Annotated in this window: 16 protein-coding genes; 7 read left to right on the top strand and 9 right to left on the bottom strand. The window is 74.4% G+C overall.

Translation table 11 applies throughout. The annotated features are described in order from the left end of the window. Positions 1–2: 2 nt before the first annotated feature. The 5 genes from ACP6CK_RS11960 (at position 3) to ACP6CK_RS11940 (ending at position 5,246) form a co-directional block, all read left to right on the top strand. The gene (locus ACP6CK_RS11960) at positions 3–995 is read left to right on the top strand and encodes an ABC transporter substrate-binding protein (protein ID WP_426959173.1); all 993 of its coding nucleotides are present in this window, start codon (positions 3–5) and stop codon (positions 993–995) included. Positions 996–1,079: 84 nt separating this feature from the next. Next, on the top strand, positions 1,080–2,426 hold the full coding sequence (locus ACP6CK_RS11955; RefSeq protein ID WP_426959172.1) for a phenylacetate--CoA ligase family protein: 1,347 nt from the start codon (positions 1,080–1,082) through the stop codon (positions 2,424–2,426). Continuing rightward, a complete protein-coding gene (locus tag ACP6CK_RS11950; protein ID WP_426959171.1) occupies positions 2,423–3,205 on the top strand; it encodes a citryl-CoA lyase in 783 nt (260 codons plus the stop codon). Before ACP6CK_RS11955 ends, ACP6CK_RS11950 begins: the two co-directional genes overlap by 4 nt. Before the next feature lie 23 nt (positions 3,206–3,228). Next, positions 3,229–4,215, top strand: a complete 987-nt coding sequence (locus ACP6CK_RS11945; protein ID WP_426959170.1) for a Bug family tripartite tricarboxylate transporter substrate binding protein — start codon at positions 3,229–3,231, stop codon at positions 4,213–4,215. Between the two features lie 71 nt (positions 4,216–4,286). Further along, positions 4,287–5,246 (top strand): tripartite tricarboxylate transporter substrate binding protein, encoded by a 960-nt coding sequence (locus ACP6CK_RS11940; RefSeq protein WP_426959169.1) that lies wholly within the window; start codon positions 4,287–4,289, stop codon positions 5,244–5,246. A 101-nt stretch (positions 5,247–5,347) separates the two neighbouring features. On the opposite strand, the gene ACP6CK_RS11935 is transcribed toward ACP6CK_RS11940, so the two are convergent. From ACP6CK_RS11935 to hrpB, 9 genes are all read right to left on the bottom strand, one after another. Continuing rightward, entirely contained in the window at positions 5,348–6,250 is a 903-nt protein-coding gene (locus ACP6CK_RS11935) for a hydroxymethylglutaryl-CoA lyase (RefSeq protein WP_426959168.1), read from the bottom strand. Then, positions 6,247–7,458, bottom strand: coding sequence for a CaiB/BaiF CoA transferase family protein (locus ACP6CK_RS11930; RefSeq protein WP_426959167.1), 1,212 nt, complete (start codon positions 7,456–7,458; stop codon positions 6,247–6,249). The genes ACP6CK_RS11935 and ACP6CK_RS11930 overlap by 4 nt, the downstream gene beginning before the upstream one ends. A gap of 175 nt (positions 7,459–7,633) precedes the next feature. Further along, positions 7,634–8,020, bottom strand: coding sequence for a hypothetical protein (locus ACP6CK_RS11925; RefSeq protein ID WP_426959166.1), 387 nt, complete (start codon positions 8,018–8,020; stop codon positions 7,634–7,636). 276 nt (positions 8,021–8,296) lie between these two features. Beyond that, positions 8,297–9,460 carry a YbfB/YjiJ family MFS transporter gene (locus tag ACP6CK_RS11920; protein ID WP_426959165.1) on the bottom strand — a complete coding sequence of 388 codons (1,164 nt, stop codon included), beginning with the start codon at positions 9,458–9,460 and terminating at the stop codon, positions 8,297–8,299. Continuing rightward, on the bottom strand, positions 9,460–10,887 hold the full coding sequence (locus ACP6CK_RS11915; protein ID WP_426959164.1) for an ATP-binding protein: 1,428 nt from the start codon (positions 10,885–10,887) through the stop codon (positions 9,460–9,462). Before ACP6CK_RS11915 ends, ACP6CK_RS11920 begins: the two co-directional genes overlap by 1 nt. Positions 10,888–10,896: 9 nt before the next feature. Continuing rightward, complete coding sequence (locus ACP6CK_RS11910) at positions 10,897–11,583, bottom strand: winged helix-turn-helix domain-containing protein (protein ID WP_426959163.1); 687 nt, start codon at positions 11,581–11,583, stop codon at positions 10,897–10,899. A 73-nt stretch (positions 11,584–11,656) separates the two neighbouring features. Then, on the bottom strand, positions 11,657–12,307 hold the full coding sequence (locus ACP6CK_RS11905) for a lysozyme inhibitor LprI family protein (protein WP_426959162.1): 651 nt from the start codon (positions 12,305–12,307) through the stop codon (positions 11,657–11,659). A gap of 1 nt (position 12,308) precedes the next feature. Continuing rightward, entirely contained in the window at positions 12,309–13,388 is a 1,080-nt protein-coding gene (locus tag ACP6CK_RS11900) for a trypsin-like peptidase domain-containing protein (RefSeq protein ID WP_426959161.1), read from the bottom strand. 76 nt (positions 13,389–13,464) lie between these two features. Further along, positions 13,465–15,918, bottom strand: a complete 2,454-nt coding sequence (hrpB, locus tag ACP6CK_RS11895) for an ATP-dependent helicase HrpB (protein WP_426959160.1) — start codon at positions 15,916–15,918, stop codon at positions 13,465–13,467. Positions 15,919–16,055: 137 nt separating this feature from the next. On the opposite strand from hrpB, the gene ACP6CK_RS11890 reads away from it, so the two are divergent. After that, complete coding sequence (locus ACP6CK_RS11890; protein ID WP_426959159.1) at positions 16,056–17,006, top strand: aldo/keto reductase; 951 nt, start codon at positions 16,056–16,058, stop codon at positions 17,004–17,006. 45 nt (positions 17,007–17,051) lie between these two features. Then, on the top strand, positions 17,052–19,133 hold the full coding sequence (locus ACP6CK_RS11885; protein ID WP_426959158.1) for a protein-disulfide reductase DsbD family protein: 2,082 nt from the start codon (positions 17,052–17,054) through the stop codon (positions 19,131–19,133). Positions 19,134–19,259: the final 126 nt, after the last annotated feature.

Below are 19,259 nucleotides of genomic sequence, written 5' to 3'. Positions count from 1 at the left end.
TCATGTCGAAGCTGAGACTCTCGCTGGCGATCGGCGACTACGACCGCATCCGCCCGCTGGTGGACGGCACCGTGCAGATCGACGGGGTGGACCCGGTCTTCTCCATCCTCGATCCGGAGGAGATCTTCTTCCGCGCCTTCCGCTACGCCGATTTCGACATCTGCGAGCTGTCCATGTCGTCCTATACGATGAAGACGGCGGCCGGGAACTCGCCGTACGTCGCGGTGCCCGTGTTTCCGTCGCGGGCCTTCCGGCACACCTCGATCTACATCCGCACGGACCGCGGCATCGCGACGCCGCAGGACCTGAAGGGGCGGCGCGTCGGCGTGCCGGAGTACCAGGTCACGGCCAATGTCTGGGTGCGGGTGATCCTGGAACAGGAATACGGCGTCCGCCCGGCTGACATCACCTGGGTGCGAGGCGGCTATGAGGACCCGACGCGGGAGGAGAAGGTCGCCTTCACGCCGCCATCCGGCGTGCGCCTGGAGACCCTGCCGCCCGGCGCCACCATCTCCTCCGCCCTGGCGGACGGGACGCTGGATGCGGTGATCGGGCCGCGCGCGCCATCCTGCTTCGAGCGCGGCGCGCCAAACATCGGCCGGCTCTGGGCGGACCCGGTGGCAGCGGCGAAGGAATGGTACGGCAAGACCCGGATCTTCCCGATCATGCACCTGTTGGGCGTGCGCCGGGACGTGGTGGAGCGCCACGGCTACCTGCCCGCCGCCCTGGTCAAGGCGTTCGAGGAGTCGAAGGCGGTCGCGCTCGCCCGCCTGACCAACACCGCCGCGACGAAGGTGACGCTGCCCTTCGTCGAGGAGCGGCTGGCCGAGGCGCGCGTCCTGATGGGCCATGATTTCTGGTCCTACGGCCTGGAGCCGAACCGCCACGTGCTGGACGCCTTCCTGGAGGCGCACCACGCGCAGGGTCTGTCGTCCCGCCGGCTGCGGCCGGAGGATCTGTTCCATCCATCCTCGCTGGAGACCTTCAAGCTCTAGGTGGGCAAGCTGTAGGCCCGAGCGCGCGACCCGGCTTAGACTGCTTTCGAAGGCGCCGGACCGAACTGGCGCAAGGAGGAAGCGATGGACGGCATGGCCGCCGAGCGCGGGCCCATCCTGGCCCCGGAGGTCGAGACACGGTCTCCGGAAGACCAGTTCGCCCGCGATCGCGACACCTACCGGCGGCAGGTCGCCTACCTCTTCGAGCGCTCCCCCTTCTATGCCGACAAGCTGTGCGCGGCGGGCTTCGCCGACGCGGCGGTGGTCGGGGGGCTGGACGACCTGCCGGCGCTGCCCTTCACCGAGAAGGATGAGATCCGCGCCACCCAGGCGGAGGCGCCGCCCTTCGGCCGGCACTTGGCGGCCGATCCGGCGACGGTGGTGCGGGTCTTCTCGACCTCCGGCACCACGGGCGATCCCTGCTACATGCCGGTGACGCGGCGGGACCTGGACAGCTGGATCACCATGTCCTCCCGCTCCTACTACGCGGGCGGGCTGCGGCCGGGGATGCGGGTGGTCAGCACCTACAATGCCGGTCCCTTCGTCGCGGGTGCGGCGCTGGACACGCTGGCGGCGCTGGGCGTCTGCCACATCCCCGTCGGCACGGGGAACACGGCGCGGCTGGTCCGGGCGATGCAGCTCATCCGGCCGGAGGCGCTGCTCTGCACGCCGTCCTACGCCGCCTATCTGGCGGAGCATCTGACCGCGCAGGGCATCGCGCCCGACGGCCTCGGCCTGCGCCGCATCTGCGTCGCCGGCGAGCCGGGCGGCGGCGAGGCCGCGACGCGAGCACGGCTGGAAGCGGCTTTCGGCGTGAAGCTGTGTGAGGCGATGGGGATCGGCGACGTGTCCATCTCCCTCTGGGGTGAGTGCGACGCGCAGGCCGGGATGCACTTCAACGGCGGTGACCACGTCCATGTGGAGCTGATCGACCCCGCAACCGGCCAGCCCGTGGAGAAGCGGGACGGCGCAACGGGGGAGCTCGTCTATACGGCTCTGACGCGGGAGGCGGCGCCGCTGCTGCGCTTCCGCTCCCGCGACCATGTCGTCTGGCATTCCTCGCGTTGTGAGTGCGGGCGGACGACGCCGCGAGTGCGATGCATCGGGCGGACGGACGACCTGCTGATCGTGCGGGGGGTAAACGTCTTTCCCTCCGCGATCCGGGACGTGGTGGCGACCTTCGCCCCGCGCGTGGCGGGGCCGATCCTGGTGCGGCCGACGAAGCGCGGCGTCGCACAGGAACCGCCGTTGCCCGTGGACGTGGAACTGCCGCCTGACACCGCCGGTGATCCTGCGCTGGCGGAGGCGATCGAGAAGGCGGTGCGGGCGAAGCTGATCGTGTCCCTGCGCGTCTCGCTCGTCCCGCACGGCAGCATCGCGCGCAGCGAGTACAAGACGAAACTCATCGACCTGTCGGGAGCCACCACGTGAGCCTCGCACCCCGCGACGTGCGGACGCACATCGCCACATCCGACACCACCAGCATCACCGTGCGGGGCTACGACCTCGTCAACGAGCTGATGGGGAAATACAGCTTCACGGAGGTGCTTTACCTCCTCATCAAGGATCGGCTCCCCTCGCGGGAGGAGGCGCGGGTGCTGGATGCCTGCCTCGTCACGCTGATGGAGCATGGCTGGACGCCCACCTCGCTCATCACCCGCCTGGCGCATGATAGCGCGCCGGGGCAGGTGCAGATCGCCATCGCCGCCGGGCTGCTGGCGGTGGGCGATGTCTTCGCCGGCACGATGGAGGGCTGCGGGCGGCTGCTGGAGGGGGCCGCCGCGTCCAGCGATCCCGCCGCCTTCCTGCGCCAGACGGTCGAGGCGCACCGCGCGGCGAAGAAGCCCATGCCCGGCTTCGGCCACCCCTTCCACAAGCCCGACGATCCCCGCCCGCCGCGCCTGTTCCGCGTGGCGGAGGAGTGCGGGCTGGCAAACCGCTTCGTCCCGCTGCTGAAGGACCTCTCGGCGGAACTGGACCGGCAGGCCGGGCGGCACCTGACGATCAACGCCACCGGCGCCATCGCCGCGCTGCTGCTGGAGATCGGCATCCCGCCGGTGATCATGCGCGGCATCGCCGTGGTGTCGCGCTCCGGCGGCCTGGCCGGCCACATCGTGGAGGAGGAGGAGACCCGCGCCGCCCGCCAGATCTGGCGCATGGCGGAGGAGGGCATCCCCTACGAGCCACCCCCCGGCGCACCCAAGCGCTGAGACGGGACAGGGAGGAAACAAGAATGATCGGACGCAGGACCCTTCTCGGGACGACGCTCGCGCTGCCGGCACTGGCGCGCCCCGCATCGGCGCAGGCCCCCGCTGGACCGTGGCCGCAGCGGCCCATCCGGATCATCATCACCTACCCACCCGGCGGAACGACGGACTTCGTCGCGCGCGTCTTCGCCCAGCACATGAGCGGCACGCTCGGGCAGAGCGTGGTGGTGGAGAACCGGCCGGGCGGCGGCGGCGTGGTGGGATGGCAGGCGGTCGTCCGCTCCCCACCGGATGGCTACACGCTGCTGCTGACGGAGAACTCGCTCGCGACGGCGCCGCCCCTTTACCCGAACCTCGGCTTCGACGTGCGGACGGATTTCACGCCGGTGTCGCTGCTGGTGGACTACGCCGTGATCTTCGCGGTGCCCGCCAGTTCCCCGGCGCGGGACCTGCGGCAGTTCATCGCCATGGCGCGGGAGCGGGGGCCGGACGGCGTCTTCTACGGCACGATGGGCGCCGGTTCCTCCCCGCATCTCTACACGGAGGTGCTGCAGGACCTGACCGGCGCGCGGATGACGCATGTCCCCTATCGCGGCATGGGACCGGCGCTGAACGACCTGCTGGCGGGGCGCGTCTCCATCCTGCCGGCAGCGCCGCCGACGGTGATGGGCGCGATCCAGGGCGGGCAGTTGCGGGCGCTGGCCATCTCCACCCCGGGCGGGCGCATCCCGTCCCTGCCCGACGTGCCGACGCTGAAGGAGCTCGGGATCGATTTCACCTCGTCCTACTGGTACGGGCTTCTCGGCCCGCGCGGGCTGGAGCCGGCCGTGGTCGCGCGGCTGCAGGAGGCGGTGCGGCAGACGCTGGCGGTGCCGGAGATCCGCGACCGCTTCGTGGAGCAGGGTGCCATCCCGGTGGGCGGCGACGGCACGGCTCTGAAGGCGGTGATGGATGCGGACCTCGACCGCTGGACGGTCGTGATCCGGGAGAAGAACATCACGCTGAACCAGTAGCGCCGGCGCGGGGCTCCATCGCATCCTCTCCCCCGGCGCCAAGGAGATCGCGCCGGGGGAGATCGTCCGAGATGACCGCCATCACGCGCCGCCTGCTGGGCGCCGCCCTTCTCGCGCCCGCGCGGCCGGTGTGGGCGCAGTGGCCGGACCGGCCGGTCCGTATTGTGGTGGCCTTCCCGCCCGGAGCGGCGACGGACGTGCTGTGCCGGGCGCTGGCCCAGTCCCTGACGCCGTCCCTGGGACAGAGCGTGATCGTGGAGAACCGGCCGGGCGCGGGCGGCAACATCGCGACTGTCGCGGTGCGGCGGGCGGCGCCGGACGGATCGGTCTTCCTGGCCCATTCGGTGGCCTACGCCGTGAACCCGAGCCTGTACCGCAACGCCGGCTACGACGCCCTGGTGGACCTGGAGCCAGTGGCGCTGCTGGCCAGCACGCCGAACCTCATCACCGTGAACCCGGAGCGGCTTCCGGTGCGCACGCTCGCGGAGCTGATCGCGGCGGCCCGGACGCGGGGGCTGGACTATGGGTCCTCCGGCACGGGGACGACGACGCATCTCGGGATGGAGCTGCTCTTCCGTTCCCGCGCGGGGGCGGAGATGCAGCACGTCCCGTTCGGGCCCGCGCAGGCGGTGACGGCGGTGGTGGCAGGGCAGGTGCCGGTGGGCAGCACCTCGCTGCCGCCAGCGCTTCCCCTGGTGCGGGAGGGACGCATCCGGCCGATCGCGGTGACCGGGCTGCGGCGCGATCCCGCGCTGCCGGAGGTGCCGACGGTGGCGGAGTCCGGCTTCCCGGACTTCGAGGCGCTGACCTGGTTCGCGCTGATGGCGCCGCCGGGCACGCCGGCGGCGGTGACGGAGCGGATGAACGCGGAGGTGAACCGCGCCCTGGCCGCGCCGGAGATGCGGGCGCGGCTGGACGCGATGGGCTTCCTGCCCGCCGCGATGGATCGCGCCGGCTACGGCGCCTATCTGCGGGCGGAGGTGGCCAAGTGGGCCGAGGTGGTCCGCACGTCAGGCGCCACGGCGGAGTAGCCACCCACGTGCGGGCTGTCATCCATTCCGCGGCAGCCTGGAAAAAATAGATGGGCCAAGCGTATACGTTTGCCGGGGGAAATAGGTTCCCCTGGCTTTGCTTAAGCCGCCCGCCGCACCGCCGGCACGCCACGCAACCGCCCTCCCGGCGTGCCGCCCGGCACCTGCGCCGCCAGATCGGCGGCGGCCAGCAGCCTGTTCCAGTCGATCCCCGTCTCCACGCCCATGCGGCGGAACATCCAGACCACGTCCTCGGTCGCGACGTTGCCGGTGGCACCGGGGGCGAAGGGGCAGCCGCCCAGCCCGCCGGCCGCGGAGTCGAAGATCCGCACGCCGGCCTCCCAGGCGGCGGCCGTGTTCGCGACGCCCATGGCGTAGGTGTCATGCCCGTGGAAGGCGAAGCGCAGGCCCCAGGACCGGTGAACGATCTCGAACAGCCGCCGCACCTGGTCCGGGGAGGCGTTGCCGGTCGTGTCCGCGAGCGCGATCTCCATCGTGGGATCGAGGGCGATGACCCGCTCCACCCAGTCCAGCGTCTCGGAATCCGGCACCACGCCCTCGAAGGGACAGTGGAAGCAGCAGGACAGGTTGAAGCGCAGCTTCAGCCCCGCGGCGGTGGCGTCCCGAACGATGTCCGTGAGGTCGTCGAAGGACTCCTCCCGCGTGCGGTTGAGGTTCGACCTGTTGTGGCTCTCGGTCACCGACATGAAGAGGCCGAGCCGATGCGCCCCCGAGGCGGCGGCCAGTTCGTAGCCCTTGCGGTTGGGGACGAGGACGGTGGATTCCAGCCCGTCCAGCGCCAGCGCGGCGCGCAGCACCTCGCCCGTGTCGGCCATCTGCGGCACGGCCCTCGGCGAGACGAAGGAGCCGATCTCCATCCGCCTGACGCCCGCGTCGTAGAGGGCGCGAACGAGGGCGATCTTCGTTTCCGTCGGCACGAAGGGGCCGATGGATTGCAGCCCGTCGCGCGGCGCGACGTCGGAGATGGTGGCCTTGCCGATCATGGCGTCCTCTCTCCCAGCAGGGTTCCGAACACATAGGCGTTGTGCGCCCCGACGGCAGGGCCGGTCCAGCGCACCATGTCGCGCGGCGGCAGCCCGTCGAAGCGGAAGGGGGCGGCGGGATGCAGGATGGGGCCGATCAGCGGGTCCTGCACCTCCATGACGAGCTCGCGGGCCTGGAAATGCGGGTCCTCCACGCAGTCCCGCATGTCGTAGAGGCGGGAGCAGGGGACCTGCACCGCCTCCATGGCCGCCTGCGCCTCGGCGGCGGTCAGGGTGCGGGTCCAGTCGGCGATGGCGCCGTCCAGTTCGCCGGCATGGGCGCAGCGGCCGGCATTCGTCGCCATCCGCGGGTCGTCGGCCAGATCGGCGCGGCCGATCCGCGTCATCAGGCGCCGGTAGATGAGGTCGGAGTTGCCCGCGATCGCCAACCACTTCCCGTCCGCGCAGGGGTAGGTGTTGGTCGGCGCGGCGGAGGGCAGCGCGGCCCCGTGCGGTTGCCGCACCCGGCCGAGGATGCCGTATTCCGGCAGCATCCCCTCCATCAGCGAGAAGACGGAGGAGACGAGGTCGAGGTCGATGACCCGTCCCTTGCCGTCCGGCGCCCGGTCGCGCCCCCAGCAGGCGGAGACAAGCGAGAGCGCCGCGTACATCCCCGCCAGGTCATCGGAGATCGACACGCCGCAGCGCGGCGGCGGCAGGTCGGTCTGGCCGGGATTGGCGGTCAGGTGGCGCAGGCCGCCCATGGCTTCCCCGATCGCGCCGAAGGCGGGCTTGTCGCGGTAGGGTCCGTCCTGGCCGTAGCCGGAGACGCGCGCGATCACCAGGCGCGGGTTGTCGGCGTGCAGCGCTTCCGGCCCGAGGCCGATGCGTTCGAGGTAGCCGGGCCGGAAGTTCTCCACCAGCGCGTCCGCGCGGGCGCAGAGCGCCTTCACCCGGCGCCTTCCCTCCTCGCTCTTCAGGTCGAGCGTCACGGAGAGCTTGTTGCGGCCGTGGATGGAGAACCATACCGCATGCCCGTTGTGCCGCGCGCCCCAGTCGCGGTGCGGATCGCCCTCGGGCGGCTCGACCTTGATCACCTCGGCGCCGAGGTCGGCCAGGAGGCGGGTCGCGAAGGGGGCGGCGATGTAGTGGCCCAACTCGACAACGCGCAGGCCGGCCAGGGGCAGGCGCGCGTCGGTGGGGGGCGGCGCATCGGGCGCGTCGGGCATGGCGGGGCGTTCTCTCCTCGGCCGTGCCGCACGGATGCGACATCCGTGCGCGCGAACCAAGGGGCGGGAGCCCCGAATCTTGATCGGCCTGCGCGGGCGCGCCAATCCGGCCGTCAGAGCAGCAGCCGGCAACGGGCCCCACCTCGGCGGTCACGCGCCGGCCAGGACCCGGAGGCTAGTTGCCGGGCGTCCCGATCGTGCCACCCCAGAGGCCGGTCTGGTTGGGCTGTTCGCCCCGGCGCGCGCGCTGCTCCAGCGTCGGGGCCCGGCCGGGCCGGCCCGCATCCGCGTAGCCCGCATCACGATCCCGCCAGCGGCGCGGCGCGGGCTCGGCGCGGCGGTCGTAACGCCGGTCCCAGTCCCGATCGCGCCGGCCCTCGTAGCGCGCCGGCTCCCAGTAGGGCCGGGACGGCGGGGCCGCGACGTAATAGGCGGGCGCGTCATAACCCGGACCCCAGCCCGGCCCGTAGGCCACGTCATAGGGGCCGGCGACGCAGCCGGCGAGCGCGGGAGCGGCGATCCCGGCGAGGAGGGCAAGGGTCAATACCGGACGGCGGGTCATCGAATCCTCCTGCGTTGGTCGGCGTGCCGTATGGCTGCCCATTGCAACGCGACAGCGGCCCCAAGGTGGCGCCGGGGTGGCACGATCTCGCCCCCTGGCGGCAACGGAGCGTCAACGCGTCGGCGCCATCATCCCGGAACCCTGTCCGGGTCGCGGAACCCTCCTCCCGTGGGCCGGACCGGGCGGGGCCCGTCCCCATCCGGCGGGTCCCGCCCAGCCTCCCTCTCTCCCGGGGCCGGACGTGGCGGCCCCGGCAGCCCTTCCGCTGGGCGCGGTTCAGGCCGCGGGCCGCGCCCCGCGGGCAGGGGCGAGGGCGACCGCCAGCCCCGCGACACTGAACCCGAGCCCGACCCAGAAGACCGGCGCGTGCGCCTCGCCCGCACGGGCGAAGAGCCAGGCGAGGCCGTAGCCCGTGAGCGCCTGAGCGAGAGCGTAGAGCGCGGTCGCGCGCGACCAGAGCGCCCCGGCGGCCGACCCCACCGCGGCCCGCACCGCCGCCAGCGTCACGGCGCTGACGCCGACGCCGGAGAAGCCGGAGAGCAGTGCCGCCGGTGGCACCGCCGCCGCGTGCGGCAGCAGCGCGAGGCCGAGCGCCAGCACCTGCGCCGCCATCCAGAGGATCAGCGCCCGCCGCGCTCCGACCCAGTCCGCCGCCCGGCCGCCGAGCAGGGTGCCGGCCAGCGCGCCGAGCCCGAACAGCGCCCAGACGAGCCCCCCCGCCGCCACGCCGAGCCCCCGTCCCCGGGCGGCGAGGTCCGCCAGATAGATCATGGGCGGCACCATGCCCGCCGCGGAGAGCGTGTAGGCGAGCATCAGCCGGCCCGTGCGGCCGGCCGGAGCGGCCGAGGCCGCCGCGGCAGCGGGTGCAGGGGGCGCCGGCCAGCGCGGACGGGCGAAGGCCCAGAGCCCCGCCGCCACCAGTCCCAGCCCGCCCCAGGTCCCGGATACGCCGCCGAGGCCGAGCAGGGCGGGGACGAGCAGCGCCGCCATCACCACCCCGCCCCCGACCCCCGAGATGACGATCCCGGACGCCGTCCCGCGCCGCTCCGGCGGGGTGGCGGCCTGCACGGCCGGCCCGGCCAGGGCCATCAGCACCCCGCCCGCCAGCCCCGCCAGGCCGCGCCAGCCGGCCAGCCAGGGAAAGCCCCAGTGGATCGCGCAGGCGAGGAAGGAGGCGATGGCGAGCGCCATCGCCGCATCGAGCGCGCCCCGCACCCCCCAGGCCCGGCCGAAGCGCGGCCCCAGCAGCGCCCCCGCGAGATAGCCGGTGAAGTTCACCGCGCCGAGCAGCCCGGCCTCCCCGCCATCCACCCATCCCGCGGCCACCATGGCGGGGAAGAGCGGGACGTAGGCGAAGCGCGCCAGCCCGATCCCCGTCGCGAGCGCCGAGGCGCCGGCGAGCGCCATCGGCAGCGGGGCGGGGGGGCCGCCGTCGCGCATCACTCCTCCTCCGTCCGCGGCAGCACGAGGGTCGCGGCGAGGCCGGGCGGGGATTCCCCTGGCCGGGCGTCACCGAGCAGCAGCTCCCCGCCATGCAGCCCCGCCACGGCGCGGACGAGAGACAGGCCCAGCCCGTAGCCCGGCGTCGTCCGGGCGGAGTCCGTGCGGAAGAACCGCTCCCCCGCCCGCGCCCGCTCGGCGGGGGAGAGGCCGGGACCCTCGTCGGCCACGGTGATCCGGATGGCCTCCGGCGTGGCCTCGGCGGAGAGGGCGATGCGGCCCCCCACCGGGGTGAACTTCACCGCGTTGTCGAGGAGGTTCGCGACCGCCTGCAGCAGCAGGTCGCGGTCACCGGTCAGGGGCAGGGAGTCCGGCAGCGCGGAGTCCAGCGCCACGTCCCGCGCCTCGGCGGAGGGTGTGTAGAGCTCCGCCGCGTCCGCCAGCACGGGCACGAGGTCGAAGGGTGTGAAGGCCGCGCGGCGGGCGCCGGCCTCCACCTCCGCGATGCGCAGCACGGCGCCGAGCAGGCGGATCATGCCGTCCAGGTCGGCCACGCCCTGCTCGATCGCGCGGCGCATGGCGACGGGATCGTCGCACCGGGCCAGCGCTTCCTCCAGCCGGCCGCGGGCGCGGGCGACCGGGGTGCGAAGGTCGTGCGCGATCGCGTCCGACACGCCGCGGATGCCGGCCATGAGGGACGCGATCCGGTCGAGCATCGCGTTCATCGTGCCGCCGAGCCGGTCGAACTCGTCCTCCCGGCCCGTCATCGGAACGCGGTGAGCGAGGTCGCCCTGGGCGATGGCCGCGACCGTATCGGCGGCGGGGCGCAGGCGCTGTTCCAGGGCCCGCCGCAGCAGCAGCGCGCCGACCAGCGCCAGCACGCCCGCCGCGCAGGCCGCCCAGGCCAGGCCGCCGGCCAGCAGCTCCCGCAGCCGCAGCCGCTCCTCCACGTCGCGGCCGACGATCAGGTGGTCGCCGTTCGAGAGGTCCTGGCGGTAGAGCCGCGCCTCGGTCCGCTCGCCCTCCCGCATCATGGGGATGCGGGTCCAGCGGAACTCGCCCTCGGGCTCCGGCCCTTCCAGCTCCTCGGGCGTGAGGGTGAGGTTGCCGGTCAGCGGCACGCCGTCCCGGTCGGTCAGGCGATAGAGGTCCTGGTCGTCGGCGCGCTCCAGCCGGGACTGGATCGCCTCGATCACGCCCTCCCGCCCATCCTGGTTGTAGCGCTCGATGAGGGCGGCGACGCTGCCGCGGATGATGGTGTCGGTCTGCCGGTCCAGCCCGCCCGCCGTGTTCCACCAGACGATGGCGGAGAAGGCGACGCCGCCCAGCAGGAACATGACCGCGAAGAAGATGGCGAAGCGGAAGCCGGCGCTGTCCACCAGCCGCAGCGGGCCGACGCGCCGCGCCTCCTCGGCGACCTGGCGCATGGGCTGGGCCTACGCCGAATCCTCGGCGCGGATCATGTAGCCGGCGTTGCGGATCGTGTGGATCAGCGGCTTGTCGAAGCCGCGGTCCAGCTTCTGCCGGAGGCGGGAGACATGCACGTCGATGACGTTCGTCTGCGGGTCGAAGTGGTAGTCCCACACCTTCTCCAGCAGCATCGTGCGCGTCACCACCTGCCCGGCATGGCGCATCAGGTGCTCCAGCAGGCGGAACTCGCGGGGCTGCACGTCCACGCGCTTGCCGCCGCGCGTGACGGAGCGCGAGAGAAGGTCGAGCTCCAGATCCGCGACGCGCAGCTTCGTCGCCGGCGCCTCCGCGGTCGGACGGCGGCCGAGCGCCTCCACGCGCGCCAGCAGCTCCGCGAAGGCGAAGGGCTTCGTCAGGTAGTCGTCGCCGCCCGCCTTCAGGCCGCGCACCCGCTCGTCCACCGCCGACATGGCCGTGAGGAAGAGGACGGGGGTGCGGTTCTCCTGGGCGCGCAGCGTCTCCACCAGCCGCAGCCCGTCCACGCCGCCCGGCAGCATCCGGTCCAGCACGAGCAGGTCGAAGGGCTCGGCCGCGGCCAGAAGCAGGCCGTCGCGGCCGTTGTCGCGGTGCTCGACGGCGTGGCCGGCCTCGGTCAGCCCCTTCTTCACGAAGCGGGCCACCTCGGGGTCGTCCTCGACCAGCAGGATGCGCAACAGGCTTACTCCCGGTTTTGCCGGAGAATGACGCGGGGACGGGCCGGTTGCCAGACCGGGCCCGCGAGGGGGCTCAGCGCGCCCAGCGGCCGGCGAAATCCCCGGCGGGGCCGCAATACCCGTGATCGGAGGGGGCCGACACCGCCAGCTCGCTCCCGGCCGGCCGGATGACGATGGGATCGCCGCCCTCTCCGGCCGCGCGGCCGGCCAGGGCGCCGTCCGGGCGGGCGGCCGCGATCCAGTCCCCGTCGCAGGACGCGCCGGGCTGGCCCTGCACGGCCACGCGCATCCGCACGCGCCAGCGCCCGTCCCGCAGCGGCTCCAGGGCGAGCTGCCCCGTGCGGTTGCCGCCGACCGGCCGCCAGTTGCCGGTCAGGGCGTCCTTCTCGCCCGGGACAGTCGCGGCCGGGGCGGCGGGGCGCAGCGCGGCCAGCCGCTCGCCGTAGAGGCGTTGCAGGCAGGCGGCGGGCGTCTCGCGCGCCGGGCGCGCGCAGTCCCGGTTCCGCTGGGCGATCCAGGCCCGCTGCGCCTCGGCCACGCCCGGCTGCCCGCCGACGCGGAGGTAGGCGGTGGCAAGGTCCCGGTCGAGCGCGGACAGCGCGGGATTGGCGCAGATCACCGCCTCCACCCCGCCGCTCGCGCGGCGGCAGTCGAAGGAGGGCTGCGCGGCGGCGGGCGCCGCGGCCAGGGCACCGAGGGCGATGACGGTGGCGCGGCGGATCACGTCACTGCTCCCGGGACGGGGTCGTGCTCGTGCCTGTCCCGGCGGGCCGCCGGCCGACCTGCACGGAGACGTCCTGCGTGCGCCCGTCCCGCACGAGGGAGAGCCGCACGCTCTGCCCCGGCGTGACGCCGGCCACCGTGCGGATCAGCGCGCGGGAGGATTCCACCTGGCTGCCGTTCAGCGCGGTGACGAGGTCGCCCGGCCGCAGCCCGGCACGGGCGGCGGGGGAGTTGCGCTCCACGTTCTGGATCTGCACGCCGCGCCGGCCGCGCGGGGCGTCGTTGCCGGAATCCTGCACCGCGACGCCCAGCCAGCCGCGCTCCACCCGCCCGTCGCGGCGCAGCTGCTCGATGACGCCGCGGGCGAGATCTGAGGGCGTCGCGAAGCCGATGCCCGCGGAGGCGCCGGAGGGGGAGTAGATGGCGGTGTTGATGCCGATCACCTCGCCCGCCGTGTTGAAGAGCGGGCCGCCGGAGTTGCCGGGATTGATCGCGGCGTCCGTCTGGATGAAGTCGTCGAAGGGCCCGGCCCCGATCTCGCGCCCCCGGGCGGAGACGATGCCGGTGGTCACGGTGCCGCCGAGCCCGAAGGGATTGCCGGCCGCCATCACCCACTGCCCCACGCGCACGGGCGTGCTGCCCCAGGGCACGGCGGTGAGCGGCGTGCGGGACTCGACTTTCAGCAGGGCGAGGTCCGTCAGCTCGTCGGTCCCGACCACGCGCGCCGGAAGCTCCGTCCCGTCCTGCAGCGAGACGACCACGCGCGCCGCGGAACCGACCACGTGGTTGTTCGTCACGATGTAGCCCGTGGGATCGATGACGAAGCCCGATCCCGCACCCTGCACGGATTGCCGGCCGCGCCGCTCGCGGAAGTAGCGCTCGAAGGGCGTGCCGCGCAGTTCGGGCGGAAGCTGGGCGTTCTGTTCCCCCGTCACGGCGATGTTCACGACCGCCGGCAGGACGGCGGCGGCGAGGTCGGCGAAGTCGGGCAGGACGGCGCGCTGCGCGCGGGCCGCCAGCGGGGCAAAGGCGAGGGCCCCGGTCCCGAGCAGGGCAAGGCGCCGCGGGAGGGCATTTGGCATGGAGGAGGTCGAATCCGGTCCAGTTCTTCTCCCTCCATAAGGAGGGTGCCGGGCCGTCCTGTTCAAGCCGGGCCGTTCAGGCCGGGATGGTCGGGTCCTCCGGCCAGGGATGCCGGGGGTATCGGCCCCGCATCTCCCGCCGCACCTCCGCCCAGCCGCCGCGCCAGAAGCCGGCCAGGTCCGCCGTGACCGCCACCGGCCGCCCGGCCGGGGAGAGGAGGGAGACCTGGAGCGGGATGCGCCCGCCCATCAGCGGCGGCGGTGCGGCGAGGCCGAAAAGGTGCTGGGCGCGGGCCTCCAGCGCCGGGACCTCCCGGTCGTAGTCGATCGCCGCCGAGCGGCCGCCGGGCAGGTCCACCCGGGCGGGCAGGTCGGCGTCGAGGCGGCGACGCAGTTCCCAGGGCACGAGGCCCTGCAGGATGCCGGCGAGGTCGAGGCCGCGCAGTTCCGACAAGCGGGACAAGCCGTGCAGGTGGGAGCCCAGCCAATCCCCGGCGGTGGCCGCGAGCGCCGCATCGGAGACGTCCGGCCAGGGCGTGCCCTCCGTCGCATGGGCCCAGCGGAGCCGGGCGCGGAGCTGCGTGGCGCCCTTCGTCCAATCGAGGTCGCGGAAGCCCCGGTCCGCGGCGGCGCGGGCCAGGGCCGCGGCGACGGCGGCCGGGTCGGCGTGGGGGAGAGTGGACTCCTCCAGCACCAGGGGGCCGAAGCGCAGGCGGCGGCGGGCCGTGACGGCGCCGGCCCGGGCGTCGAACTCCGTCACCTCCTCCCGCGCGAAGCGGTCGGGAAAGCGGGCCTCCAGGGTCGCGCGGTCCAGGGGGGCGGCCATGCGGATGCGGGCCTCGGTCCCCGCGAGCTCCAGCGCGGCGACGGCGAGCAGCGGCGCCTTGCGGAGCGGGTCCGTGGCCGTCAGCCGGGCGCCCTGGCCGGAGGCGAGGCGAAAGGCGCCCTCCATCGTGCCGCGGCGGGCGGCGATGCGGTCGGGGAAGCCGGCGGCGAGTAGGGTGGCGGGGTCGCCCTCCGGCGCGGTGCGCTCGGGCACGGAAAGGCGGCGGCGGTGGAGGGAGGCGGTGCGGCGGATGCGGCCGACCGTCGCGCGGTCCGCGTGCGGGTGATCGCCGCCGCGCAGCAGGTCCAGGCGCAGGTGCAGGTCGGAGGGCGCGTCGCGGTCCCGGATGGGGTCGCGCTCCTCCAACAGGGCGGCAAGGTCGGCGGCCAGCGCGGCCTCCCCGGCGTTGCCGGCCTCCACCATGGTCCGGGCGAGGCGGGGATGCGCGCCGAGCCGGGCCATGCGGCGGCCGATAGGGGTGATCCGGCCCTCCGCGTCCAGGGCGTCCAGATCCCGCAACAGGGTGCGGGCGGCGGCGAGCGCGCCCTCCGGCGGCGGGTCGAGGAAGGAGAGGGCGCGCGGGTCGGCGCCCCAGGCGGCGCAGTCGAGGGCGAGGCCGGACAGTTCCGCCTCCAGCATCTCCGGCCGGTCGGCGAGGGGAAGGCCGCGGTGCAGCGCCTCGGTCCAGAGGCGGATGGCAACGCCGGGCGCGGTGCGGCCGGCGCGCCCCGCGCGCTGCTCGGCCGCGGCGCGGGAGATGCGGATCGTGGCCAGCCGGGTCAGGCCGGTGGCGGCGTCCAGGCGCGGCGCCCGGCGGAAGCCGCCATCCACCACGATCCGCACGCCGGGGACGGTCAGCGACGTCTCCGCGATGGAGGTGGCGAGCACGACCTTGCGCCGGTCCGAGGGGTTCAGGGCGCGGTCCTGCTCGGCCGGCGGCATCTCGCCGTGCAAGGGCAGGACCTCGGCGTCGAGGCCGCCCAGGCGCTCGGCCGTCCGGCGGATCTCGCCCCAGCCGGGGAGGAAGGCGAGCACGTCGCCGGGATAGGCGCGCAGGGCCTCGCGGATGGCGCCGGCCATGGCCTCGGGCAGGTCGCGGGCATCGGCCAGTTCGCGCGGGCGGTGGGTGACGGTGACGGGGAAGGCGCGGCCGGCGCTCTCGATGACCGGCGCGTCGGGGCCGCCGCCGAGCAGGCCGGCGAAGCCCGCCGCGTCCAGGGTGGCGGACATGGCCAGCAGGCGCAGCTCCGGCCGGAGCCCGCGCTGCACGTCGAGGCAGAGGGCGAGGCCGAGATCGATGTCGATGTGGCGCTCATGCGCCTCGTCGAAGAGGACGGCGGCGACGCCCGCCAGTTCGGGATCGGATTGCAGGCGGCGGACGAGCAGGCCCTCCGTCACCACCTCGACCCGCGTGCGGTCGGAGACGGCGCGGTCCAGCCGAGTGGCGAGGCCGATCGTGCCGCCCGGCGCGCCCTCCCCGATCAGGTCCGCCATGCGGCGTGCGGCGGCGCGGGCGGCGACGCGGCGGGGTTCCAGGACGAGGATCTTTCCCTCTGCCGCCCAGGGTTCCTCCATCAGCGCGAGCGGCACGAGGGTGGTCTTGCCGGCGCCGGGTGGGGCGACGAGGACGGCGCTCGGCCCGGCGCGCAGGGCGTTCAGCAGCGTCGGCAGAGCCTCGGTGACGGGAAGTTCGGGCAGGTCCATCGCCCCGCCGTCTCGGTTCGGCGGGGCGGCTTGTCAAACGGCCGTAGGGGAGGTCGCCTCAGGGGCCGGGGCCAGCCCCTGGGCAGGGCGGGGGCGGGGGCCTACCTCTGGCGCCGCACCCGACAGGATCGCCCCCCATGCAGATGCGCCCGCTCGGCCGGACCGGCCTCTCCATCGCGCCCCTCGTCTTCGGCGGCAACGTCTTCGGCTGGACGGCCGACGAGCCGACGAGCCACGCGCTGCTGGACGCCTTCGTCGACGCCGGGCTGAACGCCGTCGACACGGCGGACGTCTATTCCCGCTGGGTGCCCGGCCACACCGGCGGCGAGTCCGAGACGATCATCGGGAACTGGCTGCGCGCGAGTCCCGGCAAGCGGGAGAAGGTGCTCATCCTGACGAAGGTCGGGATGGACCTCGGCGAGGACCGCAAGGGCCTCTCGCCCCGCTGGATCGAGCGGGCGGTCGAGGATTCACTGCGCCGGCTGAACACGGACCGCATCGATCTGTACCAGTCCCACCGCTTCGACGCGGAGGTGCCGCAGGAGGACACCCTGCGCGCCTATGAACGGCTGATCCAGGCGGGCAAGGTGCGGGCCATCGGCTGCTCCAACTTCGATGCGCCGCAGCTCCAGGCCGCGCTGGATACGGCGCGGGAGAAGGGCCTTCCGCGCTACGAGAGCGTGCAGCCCGAATACAATCTTTATGACCGCGCGAGCTTCGACGGCCCGCTGCGCGACCTTTGCCTCCGCGAGGGGATCGGGGTCATCACCTATTTCAGCCTCGCCTCCGGCTTCCTGTCCGGGAAGTACCGGTCGAAGGCGGACGCGGCGGGGCGGAGCCGCGCGGCGCGGGTAGAGAAGTACTTCACGCCGCGCGGCGACGCGATCCTGGCGGCACTGGACAAGGTGTCCGCGCGGGTGGGGGCGAGCCAGGCCGAGGTGGCGCTCGCCTGGGTGATCGCGCGGGAGGGGGTGACGGCCCCGATCGCCAGCGCGACGAACCTCGACCAGCTGAAGAGCCTCGTCCGCTCGACGGAGATCCGGCTGGGGGCGGAGGACATCGCGGAGCTGGATCGGGCAAGCGCCTGACCCGCCCGTTGCGGGCGGGACGGCATCGGCCCTAGGACGGGGCCGATGCGCGCGTTCCTCCTCCTGCTGGCGCTCCTTGCCCCGCTCTCCGCGCGGGCGCTGGAGAGCGAGCCCGTCGCCTCACCGCGCGCCCGCGCGACGCTGGTGGCCGATGCGGCCGCGGTAGCGCCGGGGGCGACGCTGCGGGTGGGGCTGCGCCTCGCGCTCTCCCCGGGATGGCATACCTACTGGAGCAATCCGGGGGATGCGGGGGAGCCACCGTCGCTGGAGCTCTCCCTGCCGGATGGCGGCACGGCCGGCGCGATGGCCTTCCCGGCGCCGCGGCGCATTCCCTACGGGCCGCTGGTGAACTTCGGCTACACGGGGGAGGCCGTTTTTCCCCTCGCCGTGACGGTGCCGGCCAACGCGGAGCCGGGGCGCCTCTACACGGTGGAGGGGACGGCCCGCTGGCTCGTCTGCGAGCAGGTCTGCATCCCCGAGGAGGGCGCCTTCCGCCTGGACATCCCGGTGGAGGCCGCGACGCGCCCCGATCCGGTCCTGGCCGCCCTGTTCCGCACGGCCGAGTCGTCGCTGCCGGTCGCCGCGCCCTTCCAGGTACGGGCGGGCTTCGCCGGCACGCGCGGCGCGATCGAGCTGGCGGGCGCGGACCTTCGGCCGGGCGCGGTGCGGGAGGCGTTCTTCTTCCCTGACGCGCCGGGGGTGATCGACAACGCGGTGCCGCAGGCGCTGTCCGTCGGGACGGGGGCGCTGACCCTGGCGCTCGCGCGCGGCGCGGCGCGGGTGCCGGACCGGCTCTCGGGCGTCGTCGCGGTCACGGATGCGGCGGGGGTGCGGGCGGCCTATGCGGTGTCGGCGGTGCCCGGTCCGGTGCCGGCGGCACCGGGGATGCCGCTGTGGCAGGCGGCGCTGCTGGCGGCGCTGGGCGGGCTGATCCTGAACCTCATGCCCTGCGTCTTCCCGGTCCTCGCGATGAAGGGACTCGGGCTGGTGCGGCTGTCCGGCGCCTCTCGCGGGGCGGTGCGGGCCGGGGCAGGGGCCGCGGCAGCGGGGGTGGTGGTGACGTTCTTGGTGGTCGGTGGGGCGCTGATCGGGCTGCGGGCGGCCGGCCACGCTGCCGGCTGGGGATTCCAGTTCACCGAACCGGCGTTCGTGGCGGCGCTCGCCTGGCTGATGCTGGCAATCGGGCTGAACCTGTCCGGCGTCTACGCCGTGCGGGGACCTTCGGGCGGCGGGGCGCTCTCCTCCGGCCTGTGGGGGCGCTTCGGCGGTGGGGTGCTGGCGGTGGTGGTGGCGACGCCCTGCACCGCGCCCTTCATGGCTGCGGCGATCGGGGCGGCGCTGGCGATGCCGGCGGTGTCGGCGCTGGGGGTGTTCGGGGCCATGGGGCTGGGGATGGCGGCGCCATTGGCGCTGCTCGCGGTGGCGCCCGGCCTCGCGCGGCTGCTGCCCCGGCCAGGCGCCTGGATGGAGCGGCTGCGGGGCGCGCTGGCCTTTCCGATGTATGGCGCGGCGGCGTGGCTCGCCTGGGTGCTGTCGGTGCAGGCCGGGCCGGACGGGCTGCTGGCGCTGCTGGCCGGCGCGGTGCTGATCGGCTTCGGCGCCTGGGCGCTGGGGGTTGCGCAGGCGGCGGAATGGCGGTTCGGCAAGGCGGTGGCGGGGGTGGCGGTCATCGCGGCGCTCGCGCTGCTGCCGCGGCTCTCGGCCGCGCCGGCGACGGCCGTGGAGACGGCGGATGCCTGGTCGGGGGAGCGCGTGGCGGCGCTGCGCGCGGAGGGGCGGCCGGTCTTCGTCAACCTGACCGCGGCGTGGTGCATCACCTGCAAGGTGAACGAGCGGGTGGCCCTGGCCAGCCCCGCGGTGCGAGAGGCCTTCTCCCGCGGCCGCGTGGCGGTGCTGACCGGGGACTGGACTCGGGGCGATCCGGCCATCTCCGCCCTGCTGCGGTCCGAGGGGCGGGAGGGGGTGCCGCTCTACCTTCTCTACCCGCCGGGGCGGGAGGGGGGACCGGTGGTGCTGCCGCAGATCCTGACCGAGGGCATCCTGGTCGAGGCCCTGTCGTCGGTCCGCCCTCTGCCGGTGCCGTCCGCGGCGGCCGAGGCGACGCGGCGGGCACCCGGCGCCGGCTGATCCCGGCCGCGCTCCTCCCTGATCGCGGGGTCCGGGGGGCACGTCTGCCCCCCGGCGGAGGGTCCGGGAGGCAGCGGCTCCCGGTGTTCCGCGCGGCCTGCCAGGTCGTCCCCGGCCGCCCTGACG

The organism is Muricoccus radiodurans, from assembly GCF_050154705.1.
GTDB lineage: Bacteria > Pseudomonadota > Alphaproteobacteria > Acetobacterales > Acetobacteraceae > Roseomonas > Roseomonas radiodurans.
Note: the sequence above shows the minus strand (reverse complement) of the source record. Positions and strands in the feature narration are given on the sequence as shown.